The sequence below is a fragment of the Sphingomonas sp. Leaf32 genome (assembly GCF_001421765.1).
Classification (GTDB): domain Bacteria; phylum Pseudomonadota; class Alphaproteobacteria; order Sphingomonadales; family Sphingomonadaceae; genus Sphingomonas.
The window spans coordinates 207,730-230,524 of the sequence record NZ_LMLA01000008.1; the positions used below are offsets into that span (position 1 = coordinate 207,730).

Below are 22,795 nucleotides of genomic sequence, written 5' to 3' on the forward strand. Positions count from 1 at the left end.
CCCGCCTGCGCGGGGATACGGGTGCGCGCCGGGATCACAATGCCGCCAGCACCGCGTTCGTCATGTCCTGCGTCGTCGCCTTGCCCCCCAGGTCGGGGGTGCGGTGCCCAGCGACCAGCGCGGCGGTGACCGCCGCCTCGATCCGGTCCGCTGCCTCTGCCAAGCCCAGCGAGTGGCGCAGCATCATCGCCGCCGACAGGATCGTCGCCAACGGGTTCGCCTTACCCTGTCCGGCGATGTCGGGTGCAGAACCATGGATCGGTTCGTACAGGCCCTTCTTGTCCTGATTGATCGCGGCCGAGGGCAGCATCCCGATCGATCCGGCACACATGCTCGCCTGATCCGACAGGATGTCGCCGAACAGGTTGCCGGTGACGATCACGTCGAACTGCCCCGGATTGCGCACCAGCTGCATCGCGGCATTGTCGACATACATATGGGTCAGCGCCACGTCGGGATAGCCGGCCGACACCTCGATCACGACATCGCGCCACAGCTGCGAGGTTTCCAGCACGTTGGCCTTGTCGACCGAACACAGCTTGTGGTTGCGGGTCCGGGCGGTTTCGAACGCGACGCCGGCGATGCGGGCGACCTCCGCCTCGTCATAGCGCATCAGGTCATGGCCTTCGCGCAGACCATCGACAGTCGTGCCGCGACCCTTCTCGCCGAAATAGACGTCGCCGGTCAGCTCGCGCACGATCACCATGTCGATCGCGGCGGCGACTTCGGGGCGGAGCGCCGATGCGTCCTCCAGCCCCGCGAACAGCTTGGCAGGGCGCAGGTTCGCGAACAGGCCCAACTCCTTGCGCAGGCCGAGGATCGCCTGTTCCGGGCGGTGTTCGCGCGCGACATTGTCGAACTCCGGGTCGCCGACCGCGCCGAACAGCACCGCATCGGCACGCTTGGCCAGATCGAGCGTCGCGGGCGGGAGCGGATGGCCATGCGCGCGATACGCCGCGCCGCCGACCGGTGCTTCCTCGAAGGTCAGGCCCAGATCGAGCGCATCCAGCACTTGGCGCGCCGCCGCCACCACTTCCGGTCCGATCCCGTCGCCGGGCAGTATCGCGATCAAAGCCATCATATCATCCATGGTTCACGCACGAAGATTGCGCGGGGCTGCCTCTGCCCCAGTCGGGGCCGCTCACGCAACCGTCCTTTTCAACCGCTCGACCAGCCGGGTGCGCGCCGCCAGCACGTCCTGCCCCTTCAACCCCAGCAGGTCGCGCGACAGGAAATGGCCCGACAACGCCAGCCCATCGAACGCCGCCGCCCACTCGGCCCGGCCCCCTTCGATCAGGAAGGCGGGCAGCGGCAGCAGGCGCGGTTCGAGGCCGACCGCCGCCCCGCGCGACACCGCGCCGCCGCTCTTGGGACTGACATGGGTCAGGTCGTCGGTGACGCCGGTCGCGACGCATTCGTCGAGCGACAGGCCGAAGCCCAGTTCGGACAGGATCAGCAATTCGGTCCGCACCAGCGCCCCCACCCAGTCGCGCGCACCGGGAGCCGCCGCGATCGCCGCGAACAGCCCGTCGAGCGCGGCATGGATGCGGGGATAAGGCTGCGCTTCGGGCAGGGCATAGGCGATCAGCGCACACATCCAGTCGATCGCGGCGGCGGCCAGCGGCTCGGCGAACAGCGGCGCGCGGCTCTCGATCAATTCGACGGTCAGCGCGGCCAACTGCGTATCGGTCCGCGCGCGCCAGTCGCCGCGGATCAGGTTGCCGGGTTGCAGGATCGGCCGGATCGCCCGGCTCCGCCCGCCGCGGACGTAACCGGGCTGGACGCCAGCGTGTTCGGTCAGCGCCCGGACGATCGCGCCGTGCTCGCCGTGCGGGCGGGCGGACAGGAGGATCGCGGCGGCGGTCAGGTGCATGGGGTTGGTTTAGCAGGATCGGCGCGGCTCAGAAAATCGCCGTCGTTGACCCGCCATAATTATATGGCATCGACGGTGCTATGATCGAACGCTTCACCGTCGCCTTGCTGGCATTTGCACTTTCCGCATCGGCCGGTTGCTCGGCAGAACCCCGCCAGTCGACCGCCGAACCGCAGCGGACGATGCAGGACGTGCGGTCCGGCCATATCGCCGCAAACCTACCGTCGGACGCCGAGTTCATGGTGCTGTTGCGACGCGATGTGAAGGCATATCTCGGCACCAACCAGCTCCTGGCGAAGCGCGTGGCAATCGAACTGCTCCGGAGGGGGCCGACCCAGAGCGGCGTTTCCTACCCCAAATATTATGCCTGGGTCCGTGCCGAAGATGACACCGGAAATCGTGTCGAAGGGGCGATGCGGATCGTGGCGATCGAAGGGACCCGTTTTGAGGTCAGCGATTTCACACCGGCGGCGATGGTCCGATCCGACCCTGCGTCGCTGGCATCGATCTATCCGGCGCTACTGATACCAGCCATTCGTCAGCACGCCGGCGTCGAGTAACCCCGCCGCGAATGGCACCCGCCGATGGGATGAAGTTCGATCCACCTGACCAGAAACGTCGCCCCAGCGAAGGCGGGGGCATCAAGCGGCGCTTGTCCCGCGCTACGACCCGGAAATCCCGGCCTTCGCTGGGATGACGTGCGGCTCATAGGGAATGCGATAGAGGCTACCCCCGCCGCACCCGCGCCACCAGCGGGCCAACCACCGGCCAATCGCGCGCCCGCTTGACCCGCGCCACGCCGTCGTCGAACGCCTTGAGCGCCGTTACCGTCGCCCGGTTGCCGAGCGTCCCGCGCAGCAGCAGCAGGTCGGCGCAGGGGGTCTCGCCGGTCGAGAACTGGCGCTTGTGCTGGCCCTCACCCTCGGTGAAGTCGAAGCGCAGCGCCGCGCTTTCCGCGAACAGCGTGCGGAATGCTTCCAAGTGCAGCACGCTGCCGGGCGACCATTCGCTCCACGCCGGGTCGTGGCCGACATAGTCGTAGCGGACGTCGCCCGCCGTCATCGGGCAATAGAGATAGGCGATGGGCGTGCCGCCGACGAACAGCAGCCAGCCGAACGCCTCGCGCGCCGCGCCCTTGCCCTGCATCGCCGCGCGGAACGCCATGGTGTCGGGTAGGCCGGCCCCCAGCAGCTTTTCCTGATAGGTCCGCGCGGCGACGCGGCGGGCGAGGCCGTGGAACTCGGCCATTTCCTGCGCGGTGCGATAGGTGCGGACGTCGAGGCTGCCGTCATTCGCCTCGGCCAGCTTCTTCGCCTTGCGCTTCAGGCCGGAGCGGGCATTGCCCGACAGTCCGGCGAACCATGCGTCGAAGCCGATCGTCAGGTCGGTATGATAGCGGGTGTACCTTTGGCGGACGAAAGCGAAGCCACTGTCGGAACGCACCGCGTCCAGCAACGGCTCGGGGAGCGACGTGACCGACCAGCCATCCGCCCCGGCGGGCAGCGGCGGCAGCACGGGTGCCTGCCCCGACAGCACGTCGCTGAGTTCCAGTGGCACCCGCACCAGCCGGCGGCGGATCGAGAACAGCGTGCGCGCGCCGATCTGGAACTTCAGCGGCCATGGCTGGGCGATCGTCATGCCGCCCGCTCCTCGACCCAGTTGGACCAGAGTTGTTCGACCTGCCGCAACCGCGTGCGCAGCGCGCTGGCGGGGAGCGGACGGTCGTCCTGCCCCAGCCGCAGCGCCGGACGGTCGCGGAAATGAGTGGTGGGCAGTACGTCGGCGCGCGCGGCCAGGGTGCGGCACAGCGCCTCGAACCGGCGGACATGGACACCGTTGGCGCGCGTGCCCTGCCGGTTGGCCAGTTCGAAGCCGTGGCTGACGATCGTCACCGCCGCATGGTCGTTGGCGGCGGCATGGGCCAGCGCCGCGCGCATCTCGGCCGCCGACAGCGCGCAAATCTGGAAATGCCGCCGCCCGCCGCCGGGCATGGCGATGGTGGTCACCGGCAGTTCGACCAGCCCGCGATGCGCGACGGGCGCGATCCGGTCGGGCGACAGGGTGATCGCGCTGGGCCAGGGATGGTGCGCGCCATTATGGCTGCTGTCATAGGCGAAGCCCAATGCGGCCAGCGCGTCGATGGTCGTGTCGTTGGCGCTGTAGCTGCCGGCGCGGAAGGCCACCGGGTCGGGCGCACCGGCAGCACGCAACAGGTCGCGGGCCTCGCCCAGCAGGTCTTCCTGTTCCTGCCGCGACAGGTCGACCAGTTCGAAATGCCCATGCGCCCGCCCCCGGTCGCCGACCGCCGCGCCGACCCAATTGGGATGCATGTGCAGTTGGACCTCCTGCCCCGCCGACAGGATCGCCTCCACGGTCGGCGCGATTGCCGCCATACCATAGATTCGCGCGGGGAGCGGATCGACGAAGAAGCAGGCCTTCAGCCCATGGTCGCGCAACCGCTCGAGCTGCCACGTCACTCCGACCCCGGCGGGTTCGAGCGAGCGGGCGACGACCATCGGCGCGGGGAGGTCGGCGGCATGGTGCCGCCACATCAATTCGGTGTCGATCGTCAGGAAAACCGGCGTTGCCATGGGCGTGTCCTGCACGGGGTCGCGTAAACATCCCATAAAGCCGCGCCAGTTGCACTGCACATTTCGTACGCAGCGTACCGTTGCGACGTTAACCACGCTATCGCCGAAGCTGCACGTATTGTTACTGCTGCGTATCGAAAACCTTGCGCAATTTGCGGGAATTACGGGGTCGACACGGGGAACAGGCGTCGCGAACACGTCGTTAGGCGGCGTAACTTTATCACCGGAGGGCTGGATGATCGACGACATCGACCGCACCGACGCCATTTTCCTCGTCGCGCGCCACGGCCGCGCTGCGTCGGATATTGCCGGATCGCACAGCACGCGCGCCGGCAACCGTGGCGATGCCGGCGAGGCCCAGCGCTGGAAAGCGATCCGCAGCTTCATCCAGCGGGGTGTCCGTTGATCTTATATCCATCGTCACCCCGGACTTGATCCGGAGTGACGATGAGGTCAGGAATCTGGCGTCCCTGCCCAGTCATTCCATTCGGCGATCGCCGCAGCCGTCTCCGTCCGCCTTCCAGCCAGCACGGCCTCATCGACCGCCCGGAGCAACGCCGCGTGGCAGGTCGCGGCGACATCGACCCCCGCCGCCTGCGCCCGCGCCACCAGTGCCGGGTCGAGCGTAATCTCAGCGGGCGTGGAAGAAGTCATAGACCCCCTGCGCCATCGCCCGGCTCACCCCCGGCGCCTTCTGCAAATCCTCCAGGCTGGCGTTGCGTACCGCGCGGGCGGTGCCGAAGTGCATCAGCAGCGCCTTTTTCCGTGCCGGGCCGATGCCGGGCACGTCGTCCAGCGGACTGGCGCCGATCGCCTTGGACCGTTTGTCGCGGTGCGCGCCGATGACGAAGCGGTGCACCTCGTCGCGCAGCCGCTGGAGGTAGAACAGCACCGGCGAATTGACCGGCAGAATCAGTTCGCGCCCGTCCATCAGATGGAACACCTCGCGCCCGTCGCGGCCATGGTGCGGCCCCTTCGCCACGCCGACCATGCAGACATCCTCGATACCGAGGTCCTCCAGCACCGCCTTTGCTGCGTTCAACTGCCCCTTGCCACCGTCGATCAGGACGAGGTCGGGCCAGCCATTGCCGTCGCGATCGGTTTCGCGATCCGGATTCTCCTCCTGCGCGCGGGCGAAGCGGCGGGTCAGCACCTCCTTCATCATCGCGAAGTCGTCGTTGGTCTGCGCCTGCTTGATATTGAACTTGCGATACTGACCCTTGCGGAACCCCTCCGGCCCGGCGACGACCATCGCGCCCAGCGCATTCGTGCCCTGGATATGGCTGTTGTCGTACACCTCGATCCGGTCGGGCGGTCCCTCCAACTCGAACAGGTCGGCGACCTCGCGCAGCAGCTTGGCCTGCGTGGTCGATTCGGCGTTGCGACGCTCCAGCGCCTCCTCGGCATTGCGCTTCGCCTGGTCGAGCAGGCGGCGGCGCACCCCGCGCTGCGGCACCGACAGCGCGACCTTGAACCCGGCGCGCTCGGCCATCGCCTCGGCCAGTATCTCGCCTTCCGCTAGGTCGCGGTCGACGAAGACGTTGCGCGGCGGCGGGACCTCTTCGTAGAATTGCATCAGGAAGGCGGACAGCACCTCGTCCTCCGGCACGTCGTTGGTGTGTGCCGGGAAGAAGCTGCGATGGCCCCAATTCTGGCCCCCGCGGATGAAGAATGCCTGGATGCCGATCGTTCCTTCGCGTGCGGCCATGGCGAAGATGTCGGCGTCGCCGACGCCGTCCGCGTTGATCGCCTGGCTGCCCTGAATGAAGGTCAGCGCCTTCAACCGGTCGCGCAGCACGGCGGCAAGTTCGAAGTCCATCGCCTCTGCTGCCGCCTGCATCTGCACGCCCAGCTTGGCCTGTACCTTGGTCGATTTGCCGCCGAGGAAATCCTTCGCGTCGGAAATCAGTTCGGCATAGGCGTCCTGATCGATGCGGCCGACACAGGGGGCCGAGCAGCGCTTGATCTGGTACAGCAGGCATGGCCGGTCGCGGGTCTTGAAGAAACCGTCGGTGCACGATCGCAGCAGGAACAGCTTCTGCAGCGCATTCAGCGTCTGCGTCACCGACCCGGCGCTGGCGAAGGGGCCGTAATAATTGCCCTTCGCCCGCCGCGCCCCGCGATGCTTCTGGATGCGGGGGAATTCGTGGTCGGCGCGCAGCAGGATGAACGGGAACGACTTATCGTCGCGCAGCAGCACGTTGTACGGCGGGCGGTAGCGCTTGATGAGCTGCGCTTCGAGCAACAGCGCCTCCGCCTCGTTATTGGTCGTGACGATGGTCATCGACCGGGTCTGCGACACCATGCGCTGCAACCGCTTGGTCAGGCGGGTGACCTGCGTATAGTTCGCGACGCGGTTCTTCAGCGCTCTCGCCTTGCCGACGTAGAGCACCTCGCCGCGCGCATCCTGCATCCGGTACACGCCGGGCCGCGCGGGCAGCGTCGCCAGCACGTTGCGGATCGCGGCGACGCCGGCGTCGATGTCCGGCGCGTCCGATCCGCGCACGGTGAAGCTGGCCTTGTCCTCATGGAAGCGATTGGGGGCGTTGGGGGTTTCCGACATTGCCGCCGATTTAGGAGGTGCCGGGCGGTTGCGCCAGACGGGTAGTTGGAACACCTGCAACCGCGCAGCAACCGTCATCCCCGCGCAGGCGGGGATCCATAGACGCCGCGGCAGCGCCTCTTGCAAAAACGTCGGCGTATATGGATTCCCGCCTTCGCGGGAATGACGATACAGGGAAGATGTCTGGTCAACCGGCCATCATGGCGAACCGGGCGCAAGCCCGCCTGCGGTTTGCCACGTAGCTCACCCCGCCCGCGCCGCGTCGATGATCCGCAAGCCCCGCACCGCATCGACCGGATCGACCGGCACGTCGCCCTCACCCCGGATCGCGTCGCGCATCGCGCGGTAGAAGCCGCGCCAGTCGCCGGCCTCCGACCGGACCGGACGGACGTTGCCCTCCGCGTCGGTCAGCAGCCCCCATGCGCTGTCGGGTTCGATGCCATAGCCGCTGTCGGTCGGCATCCCGCCGGCGCGCAGTACCGCCTCCTGCGGATCGATGCCGTATTTGACGTAGCTGCCTTTCGTCCCGTGCAGCGCGAAGCGCGGACGGGGCGCGGCGACCAGCGAGGCGGAACCGATGGTCACGCGCCGCGCGCCATGGCGCAGGACGATCTCGAAGTAATCGTCGGCGCCCGCACCGTCGCGCTGCGTCGTCACGTCGCCGGCGACCGCATCGGGCATCCCGAACAGGCGGATCGCCTGATCGATCATATGCGGGCCGAGGTCGTTCAGCAGCCCGCTACCCGGCCCGCCCTCTTCCCGCCAGCCTGGCTTGATCGCGGGGCGGAACCGGTCCCAGCGCAGTTCGGCAAGGTGCACCTCGCCCAGCGCATCCTCGCGCAGCAGCCGTTCGACCGTCAGGAAATCGCTGTCCCAGCGGCGGTTGTGGAACACGCTGAGCCGCCGCCCCGCACCGCGCGCCAACTGGACCAGTGCGACGGCATCGGGATCGTCGGTGGCGAGCGGCTTGTCGACGACGACATGGCGTCCGGCGGCCAGCGCCGCCTGCGCCAGCGGGGCGTGGCTGTCATTGGGGGTGGCGATGACGATCAGGTCGAGGGCGTCATCGTCGATCAGCGCCATCGGGTCGCCGTGCCGCACCGCCTGCGGGAAGCGATCGGTCGGGCGGGAGGTGGCGATCGCCGCCAGTTCCATCCCCTCGACGGTCGCGATCAGCGGCGCGTGGAACGACGCGCCGGCCAGGCCGAACCCGATCAGGCCGACGCGCACCATGTCAGTTCAGCTTTGCCAGTTCGGCCGAAACCTTCGCGACCTGTTCGTCGGTGATGCGGCCATTGGCATAGGGCTGGACCTGCTTCAGGCTCATGCCCTTGAACATCGGATAGGATTCATGCGCGACCATGCCGGGAAAGTTCGCGTCGAGGATCGCCTTGCCCTTCGGATCGGCCGCGATGGTTTCGATGCTGCTGTCGATGGTCAGCTTGGCGGCGGCGGCCGGCGCCGGAGCGGATGTCGGTGCGGTCTGGGCGACAACGGCGACCGGGGTCGCGATCAGCATGGCAGTCATCAGGAATTTCACAGGGAACCCTCCATGGGCATCGTGCCCATGGAGGGCTTAGCGCCCCGTCCCGCCATCGCCAAGCGGCGCGCGACCGTTGCCCGCCAGCGCGTGCCGTCGCCACGGCCAGCGCCAGCCACGGCGCCGAGCAAGTCGACGCAGACCGAACAGCAACAGTCCGGCGACGATCGCCCATGGGAACGCCGCAACCAGGAACGTCACCAGCGCCGCCACGCTGGTCGACAACGTCTCACCCGCCGTCGCAATGCTTGCGGCGACCGGCGACGACCCGCCCGGCATGTCGTTGAAGACATAGCCGATCGTCAGCCGCGACATCGCCACCCGCTGCGCCAGCGCGGCGCGCGTGGCCCTGGCCGCCTCCAGTTCCTCGTTGGTGGTGGCATAGGCGCGCTCCGCCTCGACCAGTTCGCCGACCTTGCCATTGCCCGACCGGATGATCGCCAGCAGCCGTTCGGACAGCGCCTGTTTGGCACGCACCGACGCGTCGGCATCGATCATCTGCTTCGTGACATCCTCGGCCACGACCTCCCGGCGCGACCGCCGCGCGCCGCCGGCCTCGGCGATGGTATCGAAGCGGCGGGTCAGTGCCTCGGCCTGGCGCGCGTCGATCAGCAGCACCGCCTCGTCGCTGACGATATGGTCGTCCGGGCCGGGGGTGTTGAGCGTCGAGCGGACCACGAGGCACCGCGCCGGCCCCAATTTACGGCACAACGCCAATTGCTCGCCCTGCACCGCCGCGACGGTTCGGCGATCGAAGGCGTAGCTGACGCTGTACGCATAGGCGATTTGTGCCCCCGGCGCGGCGGGTGGTGCCGACGCTTCGGCCAGCGGCTCCTCCACGTCGAAGGCCTGCATCGAGTCCGACGCCATCTGCCGGCCACCGCCGCACGCGGTCAGCGCCAGTGCCACGACCATCATCCCTGCCCGCCACCGCATCGGTCCGCTCCACCGTCGTTTGCGGACATCATGCCAGCGGCGGGCGGCGCTGCCTATAGCCGCGGGGCGATCACGTCTGCGCGAACAGCTTCGTCCCGACCACGCCGACGACGATCAGCACCATAAAGCCCGCCTGCACCGGCGCGATGCGTTCGCCGAACAGCACCGCACCGCCGATGATGACGCCCACCGCCCCCAGCCCTGTCCACACCGCATAGGCAGTGCCGGCCGGAATGCCGCGCATCGCCAACGCCAGCAGCCCCATGTTCACGAAGGACAGCGTGATCGGCACGGCGGAAGCGAGCAACGTCCCCTGCCCCGACGCCCATTTCAGGCTCAGCGCCCAGATGATCTCACACACCACCGCAACCGCGAGAATGGCCCACGCCATATCGCTTCTCCTGTCACGGGCTCGGTAAGATGGGCCGCGCGCCGGAAACCCGAAAGAGACGCCAAGGCCGAAACGCGAAACGCCGCCCGGCCGGATGGCGGGGCGGCGTCGTCGCGCGGGAAATATCCTATCAGTTCAGCCGGCTACCGCCCAGACCGGCGATGGTCCGGTCGACCAGCGCACGGTCGGCGTCGCCGGACAGGTGCGTCGCGATGAGCGTGCCGGCGGCCTTGGCGGCGGCATCGGCGGCGGTCGCGCGGACCTCGGCGATGGCGGCGCGTTCGGCGGCGGCGATCTTGTCGGTCGCCATCTTGGCACGGCGCTGGGTCAGGTCGGCGGCATCGGCCTCGGCCTTGGCGAGCAGGCCCTGCGCCTCGGCCTCGGCATGGGCGACCATCTCGGCCGCCTGCGCCTCGATCCCGGCGATCTTCGACGTATATTCGTCGCGCAGCGCCTCGGCTTCGGCGCGCAGGATGCGCGCTTCGTCGAGGCGGGTGCGGATCGCCGCGATCTGTCCGTCGAGCAGACGGCCGATCAGGGCGGGAACGCCCTTCACGACCAGCACCAGCAGGAACAGCAGCATCGCCGCGCTGACCCATGCCGTGGCGTTCAGCCCCAGCGCGGTCGGATCGACATGGGCCGTCCCGGTCGTGCTGCCGTGCGCGCCCTCGACGGCTTCCGTACCCGTCCTGGGCAGGCCTTCCTCGTGGATCGCTTCGTTCAGCGTCGGGCTGTTGTGCGCGACATTGGGATTAGCCATGGAGCACCGCCTTCACCGCGCCCTGCGCGTCCCGTTCGCTGACCCGCACGCCCGACACGCGCTCGACGATCGCCTGGGCGGCCTCTGCGGCGACCTGTTCGACCTGCGCCATCGCCGCACCGCGCTGGGCGGCGATATCGGCTTCGGCCTGCGCGACGCGCGCCTGCATGTCGGCATTGGCCGCGGCCAGCCGTTCGGCCGCCGCCGCCGCGCCCTTGGCACGGGCTTCGGCCAGCAGCTTCTGCGCAGCCTCGCGGCTGGCATTTTCGCGGGCACGCCATGCCGCTTCGGTCGCATCCGCCGCGCCACGCGCCTGTTCGGCGGCGGCGAGATCGGCGGCGATGCCCTGGTCGCGCTGGTCGACCGTGCCCTGCACCTTGGGCACCATGCCGAGGCCCACGACGAGGAACACGATGCCGAAGGTCAGCACCAGCCAGAAGACCTGCGACCCCCAGGTCGCGGCGAGCTGCTCGATTTGCGGCATGAAACGTCCCGTATTGGTCTGGTCGACCGGGCGCCATCGCCCGGCCGAAACCGGTCCGTCAGACGGACCGGCGGGTCCGGCGCAGGGCAAAGCCCCCGCGCCGGGCGTCACGCATGTTACGCGACGAAGATCAGCAGCACGGCGACGACGAACGCCAGCAGGCCGAGAAGTTCGGCGGCGGCGAAGCCGATGAACATGTTGCCCTGCTGGCCGGCAGCGGCCGACGGGTTGCGCAGCGCGCCCTGCAGGAAGGCGGCGAAGACGTTGCCCACGCCGAGTGCGGCGAGGCCGGCACCGATGGCTGCGAGACCGGCGCCCAGGAACTTGATGGCGTCTGCTTCCATGTCGAAAACTCCCTTGGAAAAATCTGTGTTTGGGTTGGGATCAGTGATGGTCGTGCAGGTGCACGGCATCGTTGATGTAGAGCGAGGTCAGCAGCGCGAAGACATAGGCCTGCACGCCGGCGACCAGCATTTCGAGGGCCGACACGCCGACCATCAGCGCGAAGCTGGGCACGCTGACCAGCACGCCGATGCCGGCGCCGGTCGCGGTCGAATTGATGATGAAGCCCGCCAGCACCTTCAGCAGGATGTGGCCGGCGGTCATCGCCACGAACAGTCGCAGCGCGAGGCTGAACGGGCGGACCATGAACGACACGAACTCGATCGGCGCGACCAGCAGCAGCACCGGGATCGGCGTGCCCTTCGGCGCGAACAGGCTGAAGAAGCGCAGGCCATGCTTGAACAGGCCGACGACCAGCACGATCGAGAAGCTGGCGATGGCGAGGACGCCGGTCACGGTGAAATGGCTGGTGACGGTGAACGGGTGCAGGCCGATCAGGCCGAAGGGCAGCAGGCCGACGACGTTCGCGAACAGGATGAACATGAACAGCGAGAAGACATAGGGCAGATACTTGCGCCCTTCATGCCCGATGTTCGCGGCGAGCAGCTTGTCGATGAAGCCGGTGAAGCCCTCGACCGCCATCTGCCAGCGGCCGGGCACCTGCTGCTGCTTCATCCCGCCGATCATGAACACGAACAGCGCGACCGCCGCGACGATCATCCACAGCGCCGAATTGGTGAACGGCAGGACGTGATCGCCCAGGGGAATGTTGAAGATCGTCTGCACCTCGAACTGGTGCATCGGATCGATCTTGCCTGCCTGCGCCACGTCGCTTCGCCCCGATATGCCAAGGCGCCCGAGGACTGTCAGTCCGGACGCCGGTTCGAAATTCTGATGATATTCCTGAACGCACTGACGATCCCGAGGGACAGCAGCACGAGCAGGAGCCATGGCGAGGTGCCGAGCAGATAATCGAGCGTTCCCCCGATCACCGCCCCCCCGACCATCCCGCCGATCAGTTCGGCCAGCACGCGATTGCCGAGGCGGTAGTTTTTTTCCCCCGCTTCGTCGCGCGCCTGACCGGTCCGGATCGCCTCATCCGTCTTCGCCCGTCGCAATCGCTCGTCGAGCGAGGTGATCCGGGCATCTTCGGGCAAGGGGTCTAGTCCAGGCTCGTTCTCCGCCATCATTCCTCCCCAGGGCCATAGTGGCCGGGCCGGAATCCGCCGGATGGCGAGCCCGCCAAGGCAGGCGCGCTTTAGGAAGGTGACGGTTTCGAGTCAACCATAGCGTTCGCGCGGAAAGCTTTCCGGAGGATGAACGGGCGCTACGCACGTGCCGCACCAGTCAACTGGAAACTTCAAGGAATTTTCCCGATGACGCGGCCATAGCTTGGTGCTTATCACCTGAGCCGGCCGATACGTCGGTCAGAAAGGGGGTGATTACTCTGACCCCTGAAGTCGCAACGATCATCATCGGCGCTGGCACGCTGATGGTGGCATTCACTACCCTGGTGCTGAAAATCATCGAGGTAGCCCGTTCGAAATAACGGGAGGGGGCCGGGTTCGCTCGGCCCCCGAATGCAAAGAACCCCGGCCACTGGCATGACCGGGGTTCAAGGAGGCGATACTCTGTTGAAGTCGCAATTAGCATTTATTCTAACTGGCCGATTTTTTCAACCCTCACACGCAGCGCGCGTCGCGCTCCGCCGGGCCGCTGCCGCGCGTTTCCCAGCTACCGCCCGGCGTCTTGTACTTCTCGCCCGGCTTGGTCTGCGCGATCAGGTTGCATCCAGAGACGAACGCGAATTGTTCGACCGTCGCGCCCGACTGCGCGCCGCGCGTGTACGCCGCCTTGCGCTGGATGTTGATGTTGGCGACCAGCGCGCGCAACTCCGGCGTGCCGCCGCCGACGACGCCCAGATAACCGTCGGGCTGCTCGCCCACCTGCCCCGCCGCGCGTGCGGCCTGATAGGCCGGGTCGCGTTGCGCCCATGCGGTGCCGGCAATCCCGGCGACCGCGACGAAGGCGGCAGCGGCGAGGCCGTATTTGACATATGCGTGCATGGTCAGAAAATCCCTGGATTGTCCTGGATGAGCGTCTTCGCCTCACCATCGAGACGATACACCACTTCCTGCGTGATGTTGATGTTCAGGTTGATGACGATCGGCTTGTCCGGCGCGGACACGTTGACGCACCCGCCGGCAAGACACGCCGTGCCACCGATCATCAAGGCTCTGAACATCGTCACGCTGTCGTTCATGGCACAGTCTCGCTTTCGGAGGGCTGAATGGTGGTATCGAGCGGCGCCGGTGGCAAGCCCTGTTCGCGGCGGCGCTGTTCGGCCTGGAGCGCGGGCAGGTTGCGTTCGATCAGCCGTTTCGGGTCGTAGTAATTCTGCACCGAATCGATCAGCTGGCGGAAGGGCGCCTTGATCCGGACGTTGAACACGAAGGGGAGCTTCGCCAGCCGCCGGATCAGGAAGTTGCTGTACGTCCCCTGCCCCTGGCTGACCCCGGCGAAGCGGATCGCGGTCAGCATCTCACCGGCCAGCGGCCCGTCCAGCTCGATCGTCAGGCGGCGATAGTCCATCGACTTGAGCGCCTGGAACGCGAGGTTGCCCCAGAAGCCGACATCCTCCTTAGACACCTCACCCACATAGGACAGATTTCCAGGGCCGCGCGATTGCAGCTTGCCGCCTTCGATCCGGCCGCCATTGGCGTCGAAGATCATCGGCAGCACGCCGTCGAACACGCCCGAGGCGTTGAGATTGTCGAAGGCGAACTGCTGCAGGAACAGCCCGCCATCGACCCCGGTCACGCGGAAGGTCATGCGGCGTTCCCGGTCGTCGGCGAAATCGAGGACGGTCGGCTCCAGCACCATTTCGCCCCCGCCCAGCGGCCAGCGGCCCCCGTCGATCTGGACCCGCATACCTTCGATCAAGCGATAGCGGACCACGCCGTCGGTCACCGCGATGCCCGGATTAACCTCCGCGATCGTCGCGACCTGTCCCGGCGCAGTGACGAGGCCGAGCAGGTCGGTGAAGCGTATCTCGCCCGCCAGCCCGCTGACCGGACCGAAGGCGGCGGCAAGATCGGTGCCGGCGGTGCGGAAAGTGCCGGTCGAGGTGACACCATCGGGCGTCCATGCGATGTCACCGCGTCCCGATACCGTGCCCTTCACATCGGCGACGACGCCGAAGGTCAGCCGGGTCAGCTCGTTCGGCTGGAACGAATCGCCAAAGGTGATGCCCGGCACCGCCAGCACCGCCTTGCCGCGCCCGGTGCCGAGGTTGTGGACGATGGTGACGTCGCTGACCTTCACGCCCTTGGTCGGACGCTTCAGCGTGCCGCCCGCGCGAATGTCGTTGCCGCTGAGCGTCAGGGTGAAATCGTCGCTGCGCAGCGGTTCGAATCGCGGTTGCGGATCGGCATCGCGTACGCCGACATCGCCCTTCAGCGACAGCACGCCACCCGCCAGCTTCCAGTCGCCCGACGCATCGCGGATCAGCAGCGGCACGTTGCCGATCTGCCCCTCGCTCCGTGCGAATTGCCCCGCGACCTCGCCGTTCGCGACGCGTCCGGTCAACGTACCGAGGTCGAGGACACTGACCCGGTCGGGATTGCCCAGGCGCGTCTTCACATCTGCCAGCACGAAGCCAAGATCGGCGAGGCCGAACCGTCCGCTTCCCGCCGCGAGAGTGACGGGGGTGCCGCCCAGCCTGCCGGTCAACCGGGTGGCGCCGGTAGCGATGCCGCCGCCGACCTTGCCCCCGGCCAGCCGGACCATGCCCCCATCCGCCGCACAGAGCCGCAGCCGTGCCGGATCGAGCGTCAGGGCGGACACCCGCAACCGATCGAAGGCGACCGGCACGCAGCCGTCGTTCACCACCAGCCGCCCCGCCCCGTCCCAGCGCGAATCGATCGGCAGCGCGAGGCGGTCGATCCGCCCGCCGCTGAACGGTCCCGACAGTTCGGCGCGGGTCTGGATCCGGGTCGCGCCATCGCCATCGGCACGGAAGCGGACGGGCGCGAGCGCCAGCCGCGCGTCACCCTCCGCATAAGGGGCGATGGTCGCCGTACCGGTGACCGGAGCGCCGGGGCCGGCGTGCGACAGGCGGACGCTGGCGACTGGCAACCCGCCGCCACCCATCGCCAGCGTGCCGTTCAGCGTCACGCCCTTGCCCGATACCCAGCGGACCGGCCCGTCACGCAAGGTCGCGCGCGCGCCGCTGGCGGCAACGAAGGCCAGCCGGTCAATCCGTGCCGCCAGCGGCCGGGCGGCGACCTCGGCCGAAAGATCGAAGCGTTGCGTCGCCCGGACCACCGCCGCCATCGCCGCCGTCGCCAGTGGCGCGACCGGCGTTCCGGCGGCGGCATCCGCGCCGCCGGCGATCCGCGCAACCATGGCGGGCGCGAGCCGCGCCCCGCGCGCACCGATCCGTCCTTCGAATGCCGGCACGCCGCCGATCGCATAGCGCCCGGCGATCGACAGCCCCTGCCCTGCCAGTTGTGGCAGGACGAAGTCGCCCGACCGCAGATCGAGCGTGCCGGTGGTTCCAGCCGCCCGTCCGTCGAAACCGACCGTGCCGGATAGCGCCGCCACCTGTGCCTGAGGTGCAGCGATGCGATCGGCCGCGACCTCCGCCCGTCCGCGCCAGCGGTCGAAACCGGGCGAAAGCCGCGCTTCGACCGCCACCACCGGTCCGGCCAGCCGCACGTCACCGCACGCCGCTGCCCGCGCCCGGATCGGGCCGCTTAGCGACGGGCCGGTGCTGGCGGTGCGCAGCGACAGGTTCGCCGCCAGCCGGTCGATCCCGCAGCCGTTCAGCGACAGCCGCTCCGACACCGCCGCCAGTTTTCCGGTAAAGCCGTTCGCCAGATTGCCGCGCCCGGCGAGCTTCGCACCGATCACGCCATAGGGGGTGGCAAGACGGATACGCCCATCGTCCACGCCGACGTCGAAATCGGGCAGCGCGAACGGCTTGCCCGACGGCGGCGGCAACAGCCGGTCGATCTGTCCGAACGATACCGTCCCGTCGGGCCGCAGCGTCGCACGCAGCCGCGCCTGCCCGACGCGCGCGCCGGTGACCTTCGCACCGTTCAGCGAGATGCTGGTGTCGATGTCGATCCAGTCGGCGATCAGGTCGGGCGCTTTGGGATCGCCCAGCACGACATCGACCAGCCGCTGCCGCCCCGTCCCGATCTCCGCCACGCGGTAGCGCGCGGAGACGCCGCGTTTTTCCAGTTCGCGGCGGACCAGATCGTCGGCGATCGGTTTGCGCTGCGTCCACAACAGCCCGGCAAGCAGCAGGACGATGCCGGAGACGACCAGCAACACCCGCGTGAACCGTCGCCGTCTGGCGCCCCGGGGACGCGGCGACGCCACGGCCCCCACCGCCTGCTCGTCGTCACCGCCCAGACCCTTCACTCCGCTGCTCGCCCCGTTCGTCGCGCCTGACGCCGCAGGGGTCAAGCGCGAGAAGCGGCAAACGGTTCCGGCAGCGCAACGGAAGTTGCCCGATCGGGGGTCAGCGCGTCGCCATCGCCGCCTTGCGCCGCTCGGCCCATGCCTTCACCGCAAGGCCCATCGGCGGGGTCATACACGCTTCCAGTTCCTTCGCGGTGCGGATGTTGGGCACGCAGGCGAGATAGGCTTCGCAGATGCTGGCGTCGAACACCGGATCGCCGCTGGGCGGCTTCAGCGCGCAGCGCTTGGCGCCTATGAACCAGTCCCGCCTGGTGACGATCCGGAAATCGCGCGGGCGTTCGCCGGTCACCACGATCTCGTCATCGGCCGGCGGCGCAGGCGGAGCCGCCTGCGCCAGCAACGCGACGGCGGCGAGGAAGGCCGGCATCATCGCCCCAGCCGGCGCACGACACGGATACCGACATTGTCGATCCCCGGATTGGTGTCGGAGAACATCTGGCGGTGGCTGAAATGCTCCCACGCCAGTTCGACCGCCCAGCGCCGATCGAGCCGTACGCCGATCGAGGCATTGGGATTGAACAGGATCTTCGAGCCGAACGAGGTGCGCCGGCGATAGATGTCGTAGCGGCGCCATGCCTCGTCCGTGGAGATGCCCGGCTGGAACGGATCGGGCGTGAAGCGGTAGCCGTCGATGACCGTCACGCCGATGCCTGCCTGTCCGTAGACCCGGCCGCGCAGGATATGCTGCCGCCACTCCGCGCCGATGCTGGCGAAGCTGGTGCGCCCGGCGGTGTTGATCTGCGCCTTTGCCGTCAGGCGGGGCTTGAGCAGGATGCGCAGCGGCGCGGTGCGATAGGCGATCTGCACGTCGACCGTGCCATTCTCCTCGAACCCCTCATAGATTTGCCCGTCCGGCAGGTCGGGCAGGTCGAAGATCAGCTTGCCACCGAGCGGGTGGAAGTTGGCACCGTGCCGCAGGACGCCGATGGCCACCTCCGCACCTCCATCGCGCGATGCGCGGTCGGGCGCTTCCTGCGCCATCGCCGTCGTGGAGACGAGCGCCAACACTGCGCCCAGGACGCCCTGCTTCATCCGAATCATCTGAACCCCTTCGTCGCAAACGGCATTCGCTTCGCCGTGGCCAATGTCGTATCATCGACAATAATTGCTGTAAAACAGAAAGTATCTTGTGTCCGACGGATATTCACTGCCACCGAAGAAGGCGCGTACCAGCCGCAGGGTCGGCGGCCTGTTTCTGTTGATCGGGGCGCTCATGGCAGTATTTACGGTCGCCGGGTCGGTTGTACCGGGCAGCTATTTCAACTGCGATGCCGAGCAGCGCTGCATCAGCGGAACGGATCCGGCGAATCTGCTGCCCGACGAGGTTCACGCCGAGCTGGATCGTGCCCCCCAGGCACGCCGCCATTTCGATCGATGGGTAGCGGAGCCTGCCGTCCGCGTCGGATTGGGTGCGCTCGTCCTGCTGGAGTTGGGGCCGATGACGATCCTACTCATCGCGGTCGGTATGACACTCCGCCGATTGGGCAGGCAGCAGCGCGACGCCCTTGCCCATGCTCTGCCATGGCTTCGGCACGCGTCGCGTGCCGCGATCGCGCTGGCGTTGTCGCGTCTTGTCGTCCCCCTCGCGAACGGTGCCTTGCTTTACAACGGGCTGGGCCGGCCCGACATCGTGCTGCCACCGATCAACCTAGCCAACACGTTGGTGCTGTTGCTGTTCACCGCTGCCGTTCGTGCCATGATCTGGGCACTGGAGGCGGGCATCCGGGCCGAGCGCGAACTGGCCGATTTCGTCTGATGCCGGTCGTCGTCAATCTCGACGTGATGCTGGCACGCCGCAAGGTGCGGTCGAAGGAACTGGCGGAGGCGATCGGCATCACCGAATCGAACCTGTCGCTGTTGAAGTCAGGCAAGGTGAAGGGCGTGCGCTTCGCGACGCTGGCCGCGATCTGCCGCTATCTGGACTGCACCCCGGGCGACATCCTCGACTATACCCCGTCCGACGACGACCTGCGCGCGGGAGGCGAGGAATGAGCCGCCCCCTCGCCTGCTGCCCTGCGATCCGCTAGGCAGGCGGGCATGACGACGCCCGAGACCGACGGCACCGGCCACCGCGCGCGCCTGCGCGGGCGGCTGCTGGACCATGGCGGGGCGGCACTGCTCGACCATGAGCTGATCGAATATCTCCTGACGCTGGCCATTCCGCGCCGTGATACCAAGCCGCTGGCCAAGACGCTGCTGCACGAGTTCGGCGGGATCGGCGGGTTGCTGTCGGCCGACCCTCTGGCACTGGGCAAGGTATCCGGCATGGGCGACAGCGCGGTCGCGGCGATCCGCATCGCGCAGGCCGCCGCGACGCGGATGCTGCAGGCGCAGGTGGCGCAGAGGCCGGTGCTGTCGAACTGGCAGGCGCTACTCGACTATCTCCACGCCGACATGGCGCATCAGGCGGTCGAGCGGATCCGGGTCCTGCACCTGAACAGTCGCAACCTGCTGATCCGCGACGAACTGGTGGCGGAGGGGACGATCGACGAAGCGCCGATCTATACCCGCGAGGTGATCCGCCGCGCGCTGGACCTGGGGTCGGCCGCGCTGATCCTGGTCCATAACCACCCCAGCGGCGACCATAGCCCCAGCCGGGCGGACATCGACCTGACCCGCACCATCGCGGCGGCGGGCAAGCCGCTGGGCATTGCCGTCCACGACCACCTCATCATCGGCGCCAAGGGACATACCAGCCTGCGCGCCCAGGGAATGTTCTGATGCGTACCGAAAAGCAGAAGATGATCGCCGGCGAGCTGTACCATGCCGGCGACGCCGAACTGGTCGCCGATGTATTGCGGGCGGCGGCGTGGATGGATCGCTACAATGCCCGCATCGCGCTGGAACGCGACGAACAGCGCACGCTGCTGCGGGAGATCATGCCGGGGGTCGGCAAGGACGTGCTCATCCGCCCGCCGTTCCACATCGACTATGGCTACAACATCACCCTCGGCGACGAGGTCTTTCTGAATTACGGCTGCGTCATCCTCGACGTGTGTGCCGTGACCATCGGCGACAAGACGCAGATCGGGCCGGGCGTGCAGATCCTCGCCGCCGACCATCCGCGCGATCCGGCGGTGCGCGCGCAGATGCTGGAATTCGGGCGGCCGGTGACGATCGGCCGGAATGTCTGGATCGGCGGCGGGGCGATCCTGCTGCCGGGCGTCACGGTCGGCGACGATGCGCTGATCGGCGCGGGGGCGGTGGTGACGCGCGATGTGCCGGCGGGGGCGACGGTGGTGGGCAATCCGGCGCGGGTGTTGGCGGGGAAGTAGAGAGAAGGTTGGTTCACGCGGAGGCGCGAAGGCGCGGAGGCGTTCCGCTTGTGGAATTGTTGCCCGCGTCAGCGGCCCATTGTCCTGCTTGCAGCTTGCACAGCGCCTCCCGATCGCGAAACGCTCGCCCGGTGCGCATATCCTCCGCGTCTCCGCGCCTCCGCGCGAACCACTTTTCTTCTTATGCGCCGCCAATCGCAGGTCCTGCTATAGCAAAGGCAGCGGGACCCCGGATCAAGTCCGAGGTGACGGGAAGTGCTTAGGAAGCCCGCCCCCGTCCCATACGAAAACGACCGCCGGGATCGTTCCCGGCGGTCGCATCGATATCAGCTCAAGTCTTGGCTCAGGCGCTCTGGCTCAGGAAGCTGGTCAGTTCCGCCTTCGACACCGCCTTCGACTTGTCCTTGTCCGCCTGGGCGAAGGCCTGCTTGACCCAGCTCTTCACCTCGGGCTTGTCGGCGGTCACGCCGGGTTCGCTCGCCGAGCGCAACGCGACCATCCAGTCGCCGAACTGCTTCTCGGTCAGCTGACCCTTCCCGTCCTTGTCGTATTTCGGGAATTCGGCCTCGACGATCTGCGCGATCTGCGTACCGCTGACGGGCTGACCGGCCTCGGCCGTGGTCTGCGCGGTCTGCGTCGCGGCATCGGGCTGGGCAGCGGGTGCGGCCTGAGTCGCGGCGATCGACGGATCAGCGGGTGCCGCCTGCGAAGTTGCCGGCGTATCCTGCGTGGCGGGAGCAGTCGTCTGTGCCAGTACCGCGTCCTGGGCAAATGCCGGGGCAGATACCATCATGGCGCTGGCGAGAAGAATACGCTTCATCATCGAATTTCTCCTTTCGGATTGGTTCGTAATTTCATGCCATCGTTGCAAGACAACTCCGCAACGACGCTGCGATGACCAAACCAACTTAGGTCGTTTCGGTTTCGATTGAAGCCCCTTCCCGATTTCTTCTATCGCACGACAGGCTCGATTCATCCGCGACTTGTTGCTAGGGCGCGGCAAACCGATCGCCCGTTTTCGAAAGGCCTGCCATGATTCCGCGCTACTCCCGTCCCGAAATGACTGCCCTGTGGCAGCCGCAGGCCCGATTCCGCATCTGGTTCGAGATCGAGGCGCACGCCACCGACGCGCTGGCCGAGCTGGGCGTGGTGCCGAAAGACGCTGCGGAAAAGATCTGGGCGATGAACGACGCCGATTTCGACGTCGACCGGATCGACGCGATCGAGGCGGAGACGAAGCATGACGTCATCGCCTTCCTGACGCATGTGTCGGAGCGGACCGGGCCGGAAGCACGGTTTCTGCATCAGGGGATGACCAGCTCCGACGTACTCGACACCTGCCTGGCGGTGCAGCTGGCGCGGGCGTCGGACATCCTGCTCGCCGATCTGGACAAGCTGCTGGACGTCATCGAACGCCGCGCGCGCGAGCACAAGCTGACCCCGACGATCGGCCGCAGCCATGGCATCCATGCCGAGCCGGTGACGTTCGGGCTGAAGCTGGCACAGGCCTATGCCGAGTTCGACCGCTGCCGCACGCGCCTGCGCAATGCCCGGGCGGAAGTGGCGACTTGCGCGATCTCCGGCGCGGTCGGCACCTTCGCCAATATCGACCCGCGCGTCGAGGAGCATGTCGCGGAGAAGATGGGGTTGAGCGTCGAGCCGGTGTCGACGCAGGTCATCCCGCGCGACCGCCATGCCATGTATTTCGCGACGCTGGGCGTGATCGCCGGGTCGATCGAGCGATTGGCGACCGAAATCCGCCATTTGCAGCGGACCGAGGTGCTGGAGGCGGAGGAATATTTCTCGCCGGGGCAGAAGGGGTCGTCGGCTATGCCGCACAAGCGCAACCCGGTGCTGACCGAGAACCTGACCGGCCTCGCCCGCATGGTGCGCGGCTATGTCACCCCGGCGCTGGAGAATGTCGCGCTGTGGCATGAGCGGGACATCAGCCATTCGTCGGTCGAGCGCTATATCGGCCCCGACGCGACGATCACGCTCGACTTCGCGCTGGCCCGGCTGACCGGCGTGATCGACAAGCTGGTCGTCTATCCGGCGCGGATGGAAAAGAACCTGAACAAGATGGGCGGCCTCGTCCATTCGCAGCGCGTGCTGCTGGCGCTGACCCAGGCGGGCGTCAGCCGCGAGGATTCGTACCGGTACGTCCAGCGCAACGCGATGAAGGTGTGGGAATCGGACGGTGAACTGTCGCTGCTCGAACTGCTGAAGGCCGACCCGGACGTCGCCGCCGCGCTGTCGGCCGAGGAGATCGAGAGCCGGTTCGACCTCGGCTATCACTACAAGCATGTCGACACGATCTTTGCGCGGGTGTTCGGCACGGCGTGAGCGATGCGCCCCGCCGGGCTTCGGTCCGGCGGGGCGGTTTGCGAGCCCAAAGTTCACTAAGTTCACACTTGCCGCGTTTTGCGCACACCATTCGTCGTCGGCCGCAGGTGTCGTGGATTTCGGTTTTCAAAGAACGCCGGAAAGCATGGCAAAGCCGGCGGATGTAGGAAAGAACGGCCTAGGGCGGATCGACATTCGCGTCCTATT

Annotated in this window: 28 protein-coding genes; 7 read left to right on the forward strand and 21 right to left on the reverse strand. The window is 67.6% G+C overall.

Annotated features, from left to right (window positions below):
• Positions 1 to 34 precede the first annotated feature (34 nt).
• Both leuB and recO read right to left on the reverse strand, forming a co-directional pair.
• Positions 35 to 1,078 (reverse strand): 3-isopropylmalate dehydrogenase, encoded by a 1,044-nt coding sequence (gene leuB / locus ASE83_RS11445; RefSeq protein ID WP_055790247.1) that lies wholly within the window; start codon positions 1,076 to 1,078, stop codon positions 35 to 37.
• A 63-nt stretch (positions 1,079 to 1,141) separates the two neighbouring features.
• The gene (recO, locus tag ASE83_RS11450) at positions 1,142 to 1,873 is read right to left on the reverse strand and encodes a DNA repair protein RecO (protein ID WP_055789816.1); all 732 of its coding nucleotides are present in this window, start codon (positions 1,871 to 1,873) and stop codon (positions 1,142 to 1,144) included.
• An 80-nt stretch (positions 1,874 to 1,953) separates the two neighbouring features.
• Here recO and ASE83_RS11455 point away from each other — a divergent pair, with 80 nt between their 5' ends.
• Complete coding sequence (locus ASE83_RS11455) at positions 1,954 to 2,433, forward strand: hypothetical protein (RefSeq protein ID WP_055789819.1); 480 nt, start codon at positions 1,954 to 1,956, stop codon at positions 2,431 to 2,433.
• A 166-nt stretch (positions 2,434 to 2,599) separates the two neighbouring features.
• On the opposite strand, the gene ASE83_RS11460 is transcribed toward ASE83_RS11455, so the two are convergent.
• The gene (locus ASE83_RS11460) at positions 2,600 to 3,511 is read right to left on the reverse strand and encodes a GNAT family N-acetyltransferase (protein ID WP_082443304.1); all 912 of its coding nucleotides are present in this window, start codon (positions 3,509 to 3,511) and stop codon (positions 2,600 to 2,602) included.
• Positions 3,508 to 4,464 carry a polysaccharide deacetylase family protein gene (locus tag ASE83_RS11465; RefSeq protein ID WP_055789822.1) on the reverse strand — a complete coding sequence of 319 codons (957 nt, stop codon included), beginning with the start codon at positions 4,462 to 4,464 and terminating at the stop codon, positions 3,508 to 3,510. Before ASE83_RS11465 ends, ASE83_RS11460 begins: the two co-directional genes overlap by 4 nt.
• A gap of 235 nt (positions 4,465 to 4,699) precedes the next feature.
• Between ASE83_RS11465 and ASE83_RS18535 the strand changes: the two genes are divergently transcribed.
• A complete protein-coding gene (locus tag ASE83_RS18535) occupies positions 4,700 to 4,870 on the forward strand; it encodes a hypothetical protein (protein WP_156353061.1) in 171 nt (56 codons plus the stop codon).
• Between the two features lie 47 nt (positions 4,871 to 4,917).
• On the opposite strand, the gene ASE83_RS11470 is transcribed toward ASE83_RS18535, so the two are convergent.
• The 16 genes from ASE83_RS11470 to ASE83_RS11545 form a co-directional block, all read right to left on the reverse strand.
• Positions 4,918 to 5,118 carry a type II toxin-antitoxin system CcdA family antitoxin gene (locus ASE83_RS11470; RefSeq protein WP_055789826.1) on the reverse strand — a complete coding sequence of 67 codons (201 nt, stop codon included), beginning with the start codon at positions 5,116 to 5,118 and terminating at the stop codon, positions 4,918 to 4,920.
• Complete coding sequence (uvrC, locus tag ASE83_RS11475; protein ID WP_055789829.1) at positions 5,096 to 7,027, reverse strand: excinuclease ABC subunit UvrC; 1,932 nt, start codon at positions 7,025 to 7,027, stop codon at positions 5,096 to 5,098. The genes ASE83_RS11470 and uvrC overlap by 23 nt, the downstream gene beginning before the upstream one ends.
• A 243-nt stretch (positions 7,028 to 7,270) precedes the next feature.
• Positions 7,271 to 8,260, reverse strand: coding sequence for an oxidoreductase (locus ASE83_RS11480; RefSeq protein ID WP_055789832.1), 990 nt, complete (start codon positions 8,258 to 8,260; stop codon positions 7,271 to 7,273).
• A 1-nt stretch (position 8,261) separates the two neighbouring features.
• Positions 8,262 to 8,567, reverse strand: a complete 306-nt coding sequence (locus tag ASE83_RS11485; RefSeq protein ID WP_055899627.1) for a hypothetical protein — start codon at positions 8,565 to 8,567, stop codon at positions 8,262 to 8,264.
• Between the two features lie 36 nt (positions 8,568 to 8,603).
• A complete protein-coding gene (locus tag ASE83_RS11490) occupies positions 8,604 to 9,503 on the reverse strand; it encodes a DUF4349 domain-containing protein (protein ID WP_082443305.1) in 900 nt (299 codons plus the stop codon).
• 70 nt (positions 9,504 to 9,573) lie between these two features.
• Positions 9,574 to 9,894, reverse strand: a complete 321-nt coding sequence (locus ASE83_RS11495) for a DMT family transporter (RefSeq protein ID WP_055789842.1) — start codon at positions 9,892 to 9,894, stop codon at positions 9,574 to 9,576.
• 130 nt (positions 9,895 to 10,024) lie between these two features.
• Positions 10,025 to 10,654 carry a F0F1 ATP synthase subunit B family protein gene (locus tag ASE83_RS11500; RefSeq protein ID WP_055789845.1) on the reverse strand — a complete coding sequence of 210 codons (630 nt, stop codon included), beginning with the start codon at positions 10,652 to 10,654 and terminating at the stop codon, positions 10,025 to 10,027.
• A complete protein-coding gene (locus ASE83_RS11505; RefSeq protein WP_055789848.1) occupies positions 10,647 to 11,138 on the reverse strand; it encodes a F0F1 ATP synthase subunit B family protein in 492 nt (163 codons plus the stop codon). The genes ASE83_RS11500 and ASE83_RS11505 overlap by 8 nt, the downstream gene beginning before the upstream one ends.
• 116 nt (positions 11,139 to 11,254) lie before the next feature.
• Positions 11,255 to 11,482 (reverse strand): F0F1 ATP synthase subunit C, encoded by a 228-nt coding sequence (locus ASE83_RS11510; protein ID WP_055759731.1) that lies wholly within the window; start codon positions 11,480 to 11,482, stop codon positions 11,255 to 11,257.
• Positions 11,483 to 11,522: 40 nt separating this feature from the next.
• Positions 11,523 to 12,308: a F0F1 ATP synthase subunit A gene (locus ASE83_RS11515; protein WP_055789851.1), complete on the reverse strand. Its 786-nt coding sequence runs from the start codon at positions 12,306 to 12,308 to the stop codon at positions 11,523 to 11,525.
• A gap of 38 nt (positions 12,309 to 12,346) precedes the next feature.
• The gene (locus tag ASE83_RS11520) at positions 12,347 to 12,667 is read right to left on the reverse strand and encodes an AtpZ/AtpI family protein (RefSeq protein WP_055790254.1); all 321 of its coding nucleotides are present in this window, start codon (positions 12,665 to 12,667) and stop codon (positions 12,347 to 12,349) included.
• 495 nt (positions 12,668 to 13,162) lie between these two features.
• Complete coding sequence (locus ASE83_RS11525) at positions 13,163 to 13,546, reverse strand: YdbL family protein (protein ID WP_055789854.1); 384 nt, start codon at positions 13,544 to 13,546, stop codon at positions 13,163 to 13,165.
• A gap of 2 nt (positions 13,547 to 13,548) precedes the next feature.
• Positions 13,549 to 13,743, reverse strand: coding sequence for a YnbE family lipoprotein (locus ASE83_RS11530; protein WP_055789857.1), 195 nt, complete (start codon positions 13,741 to 13,743; stop codon positions 13,549 to 13,551).
• Positions 13,740 to 16,955, reverse strand: coding sequence for an intermembrane phospholipid transport protein YdbH family protein (locus ASE83_RS11535; protein WP_235513225.1), 3,216 nt, complete (start codon positions 16,953 to 16,955; stop codon positions 13,740 to 13,742). Before ASE83_RS11535 ends, ASE83_RS11530 begins: the two co-directional genes overlap by 4 nt.
• Positions 16,956 to 17,010: 55 nt before the next feature.
• A complete protein-coding gene (locus ASE83_RS11540) occupies positions 17,011 to 17,337 on the reverse strand; it encodes a hypothetical protein (protein WP_055789860.1) in 327 nt (108 codons plus the stop codon).
• The gene (locus ASE83_RS11545; RefSeq protein ID WP_055790261.1) at positions 17,337 to 18,002 is read right to left on the reverse strand and encodes an acyloxyacyl hydrolase; all 666 of its coding nucleotides are present in this window, start codon (positions 18,000 to 18,002) and stop codon (positions 17,337 to 17,339) included. The genes ASE83_RS11540 and ASE83_RS11545 overlap by 1 nt, the downstream gene beginning before the upstream one ends.
• 97 nt (positions 18,003 to 18,099) lie before the next feature.
• On the opposite strand from ASE83_RS11545, the gene ASE83_RS11550 reads away from it, so the two are divergent.
• The 4 genes from ASE83_RS11550 to ASE83_RS11565 are packed head-to-tail and all read left to right on the forward strand — an operon-like array spanning position 18,100 to position 20,245.
• Positions 18,100 to 18,726 carry a hypothetical protein gene (locus ASE83_RS11550; protein ID WP_055789863.1) on the forward strand — a complete coding sequence of 209 codons (627 nt, stop codon included), beginning with the start codon at positions 18,100 to 18,102 and terminating at the stop codon, positions 18,724 to 18,726.
• A complete protein-coding gene (locus ASE83_RS11555; protein ID WP_055789866.1) occupies positions 18,726 to 18,962 on the forward strand; it encodes a helix-turn-helix domain-containing protein in 237 nt (78 codons plus the stop codon). The genes ASE83_RS11550 and ASE83_RS11555 overlap by 1 nt, the downstream gene beginning before the upstream one ends.
• Positions 18,963 to 19,007: 45 nt before the next feature.
• Positions 19,008 to 19,691, forward strand: coding sequence for a RadC family protein (radC, locus tag ASE83_RS11560; protein ID WP_055789867.1), 684 nt, complete (start codon positions 19,008 to 19,010; stop codon positions 19,689 to 19,691).
• A complete protein-coding gene (locus ASE83_RS11565; protein WP_055789870.1) occupies positions 19,691 to 20,245 on the forward strand; it encodes a sugar O-acetyltransferase in 555 nt (184 codons plus the stop codon). Before radC ends, ASE83_RS11565 begins: the two co-directional genes overlap by 1 nt.
• 343 nt (positions 20,246 to 20,588) lie before the next feature.
• Here the strand turns inward: ASE83_RS11565 and ASE83_RS11570 are convergent, their stop codons facing one another.
• Positions 20,589 to 21,065: an EF-hand domain-containing protein gene (locus ASE83_RS11570; RefSeq protein ID WP_235513226.1), complete on the reverse strand. Its 477-nt coding sequence runs from the start codon at positions 21,063 to 21,065 to the stop codon at positions 20,589 to 20,591.
• A 212-nt stretch (positions 21,066 to 21,277) separates the two neighbouring features.
• Here ASE83_RS11570 and purB point away from each other — a divergent pair, with 212 nt between their 5' ends.
• Complete coding sequence (gene purB, locus ASE83_RS11575; RefSeq protein ID WP_055899633.1) at positions 21,278 to 22,588, forward strand: adenylosuccinate lyase; 1,311 nt, start codon at positions 21,278 to 21,280, stop codon at positions 22,586 to 22,588.
• Positions 22,589 to 22,795 lie beyond the last annotated feature (207 nt).

What these genes read in the sequence shown, in the direction of transcription:
- leuB (WP_055790247.1), bottom strand. Translation starts at nt 1,078, where the DNA reads ATGGCTTTGATCGCGATACTGCCCGGCGACGGGATCGGACCGGAAGTG.
- recO (WP_055789816.1), bottom strand. Translation starts at nt 1,873, where the DNA reads ATGCACCTGACCGCCGCCGCGATCCTCCTGTCCGCCCGCCCGCACGGC.
- ASE83_RS11455 (WP_055789819.1), top strand. Translation starts at nt 1,954, where the DNA reads ATGATCGAACGCTTCACCGTCGCCTTGCTGGCATTTGCACTTTCCGCA.
- ASE83_RS11460 (WP_082443304.1), bottom strand. Translation starts at nt 3,511, where the DNA reads ATGACGATCGCCCAGCCATGGCCGCTGAAGTTCCAGATCGGCGCGCGC.
- ASE83_RS11465 (WP_055789822.1), bottom strand. Translation starts at nt 4,464, where the DNA reads ATGGCAACGCCGGTTTTCCTGACGATCGACACCGAATTGATGTGGCGG.
- ASE83_RS18535 (WP_156353061.1), top strand. Translation starts at nt 4,700, where the DNA reads ATGATCGACGACATCGACCGCACCGACGCCATTTTCCTCGTCGCGCGC.
- ASE83_RS11470 (WP_055789826.1), bottom strand. Translation starts at nt 5,118, where the DNA reads ATGACTTCTTCCACGCCCGCTGAGATTACGCTCGACCCGGCACTGGTG.
- uvrC (WP_055789829.1), bottom strand. Translation starts at nt 7,027, where the DNA reads ATGTCGGAAACCCCCAACGCCCCCAATCGCTTCCATGAGGACAAGGCC.
- ASE83_RS11480 (WP_055789832.1), bottom strand. Translation starts at nt 8,260, where the DNA reads ATGGTGCGCGTCGGCCTGATCGGGTTCGGCCTGGCCGGCGCGTCGTTC.
- ASE83_RS11490 (WP_082443305.1), bottom strand. Translation starts at nt 9,503, where the DNA reads ATGCGGTGGCGGGCAGGGATGATGGTCGTGGCACTGGCGCTGACCGCG.
- ASE83_RS11495 (WP_055789842.1), bottom strand. Translation starts at nt 9,894, where the DNA reads ATGGCGTGGGCCATTCTCGCGGTTGCGGTGGTGTGTGAGATCATCTGG.
- ASE83_RS11500 (WP_055789845.1), bottom strand. Translation starts at nt 10,654, where the DNA reads ATGGCTAATCCCAATGTCGCGCACAACAGCCCGACGCTGAACGAAGCG.
- ASE83_RS11505 (WP_055789848.1), bottom strand. Translation starts at nt 11,138, where the DNA reads ATGCCGCAAATCGAGCAGCTCGCCGCGACCTGGGGGTCGCAGGTCTTC.
- ASE83_RS11510 (WP_055759731.1), bottom strand. Translation starts at nt 11,482, where the DNA reads ATGGAAGCAGACGCCATCAAGTTCCTGGGCGCCGGTCTCGCAGCCATC.
- ASE83_RS11520 (WP_055790254.1), bottom strand. Translation starts at nt 12,667, where the DNA reads ATGGCGGAGAACGAGCCTGGACTAGACCCCTTGCCCGAAGATGCCCGG.
- ASE83_RS11525 (WP_055789854.1), bottom strand. Translation starts at nt 13,546, where the DNA reads ATGCACGCATATGTCAAATACGGCCTCGCCGCTGCCGCCTTCGTCGCG.
- ASE83_RS11530 (WP_055789857.1), bottom strand. Translation starts at nt 13,743, where the DNA reads ATGAACGACAGCGTGACGATGTTCAGAGCCTTGATGATCGGTGGCACG.
- ASE83_RS11540 (WP_055789860.1), bottom strand. Translation starts at nt 17,337, where the DNA reads ATGCCGGCCTTCCTCGCCGCCGTCGCGTTGCTGGCGCAGGCGGCTCCG.
- ASE83_RS11545 (WP_055790261.1), bottom strand. Translation starts at nt 18,002, where the DNA reads ATGAAGCAGGGCGTCCTGGGCGCAGTGTTGGCGCTCGTCTCCACGACG.
- ASE83_RS11555 (WP_055789866.1), top strand. Translation starts at nt 18,726, where the DNA reads ATGCCGGTCGTCGTCAATCTCGACGTGATGCTGGCACGCCGCAAGGTG.
- radC (WP_055789867.1), top strand. Translation starts at nt 19,008, where the DNA reads ATGACGACGCCCGAGACCGACGGCACCGGCCACCGCGCGCGCCTGCGC.
- ASE83_RS11565 (WP_055789870.1), top strand. Translation starts at nt 19,691, where the DNA reads ATGCGTACCGAAAAGCAGAAGATGATCGCCGGCGAGCTGTACCATGCC.
- ASE83_RS11570 (WP_235513226.1), bottom strand. Translation starts at nt 21,065, where the DNA reads ATGAAGCGTATTCTTCTCGCCAGCGCCATGATGGTATCTGCCCCGGCA.
- purB (WP_055899633.1), top strand. Translation starts at nt 21,278, where the DNA reads ATGATTCCGCGCTACTCCCGTCCCGAAATGACTGCCCTGTGGCAGCCG.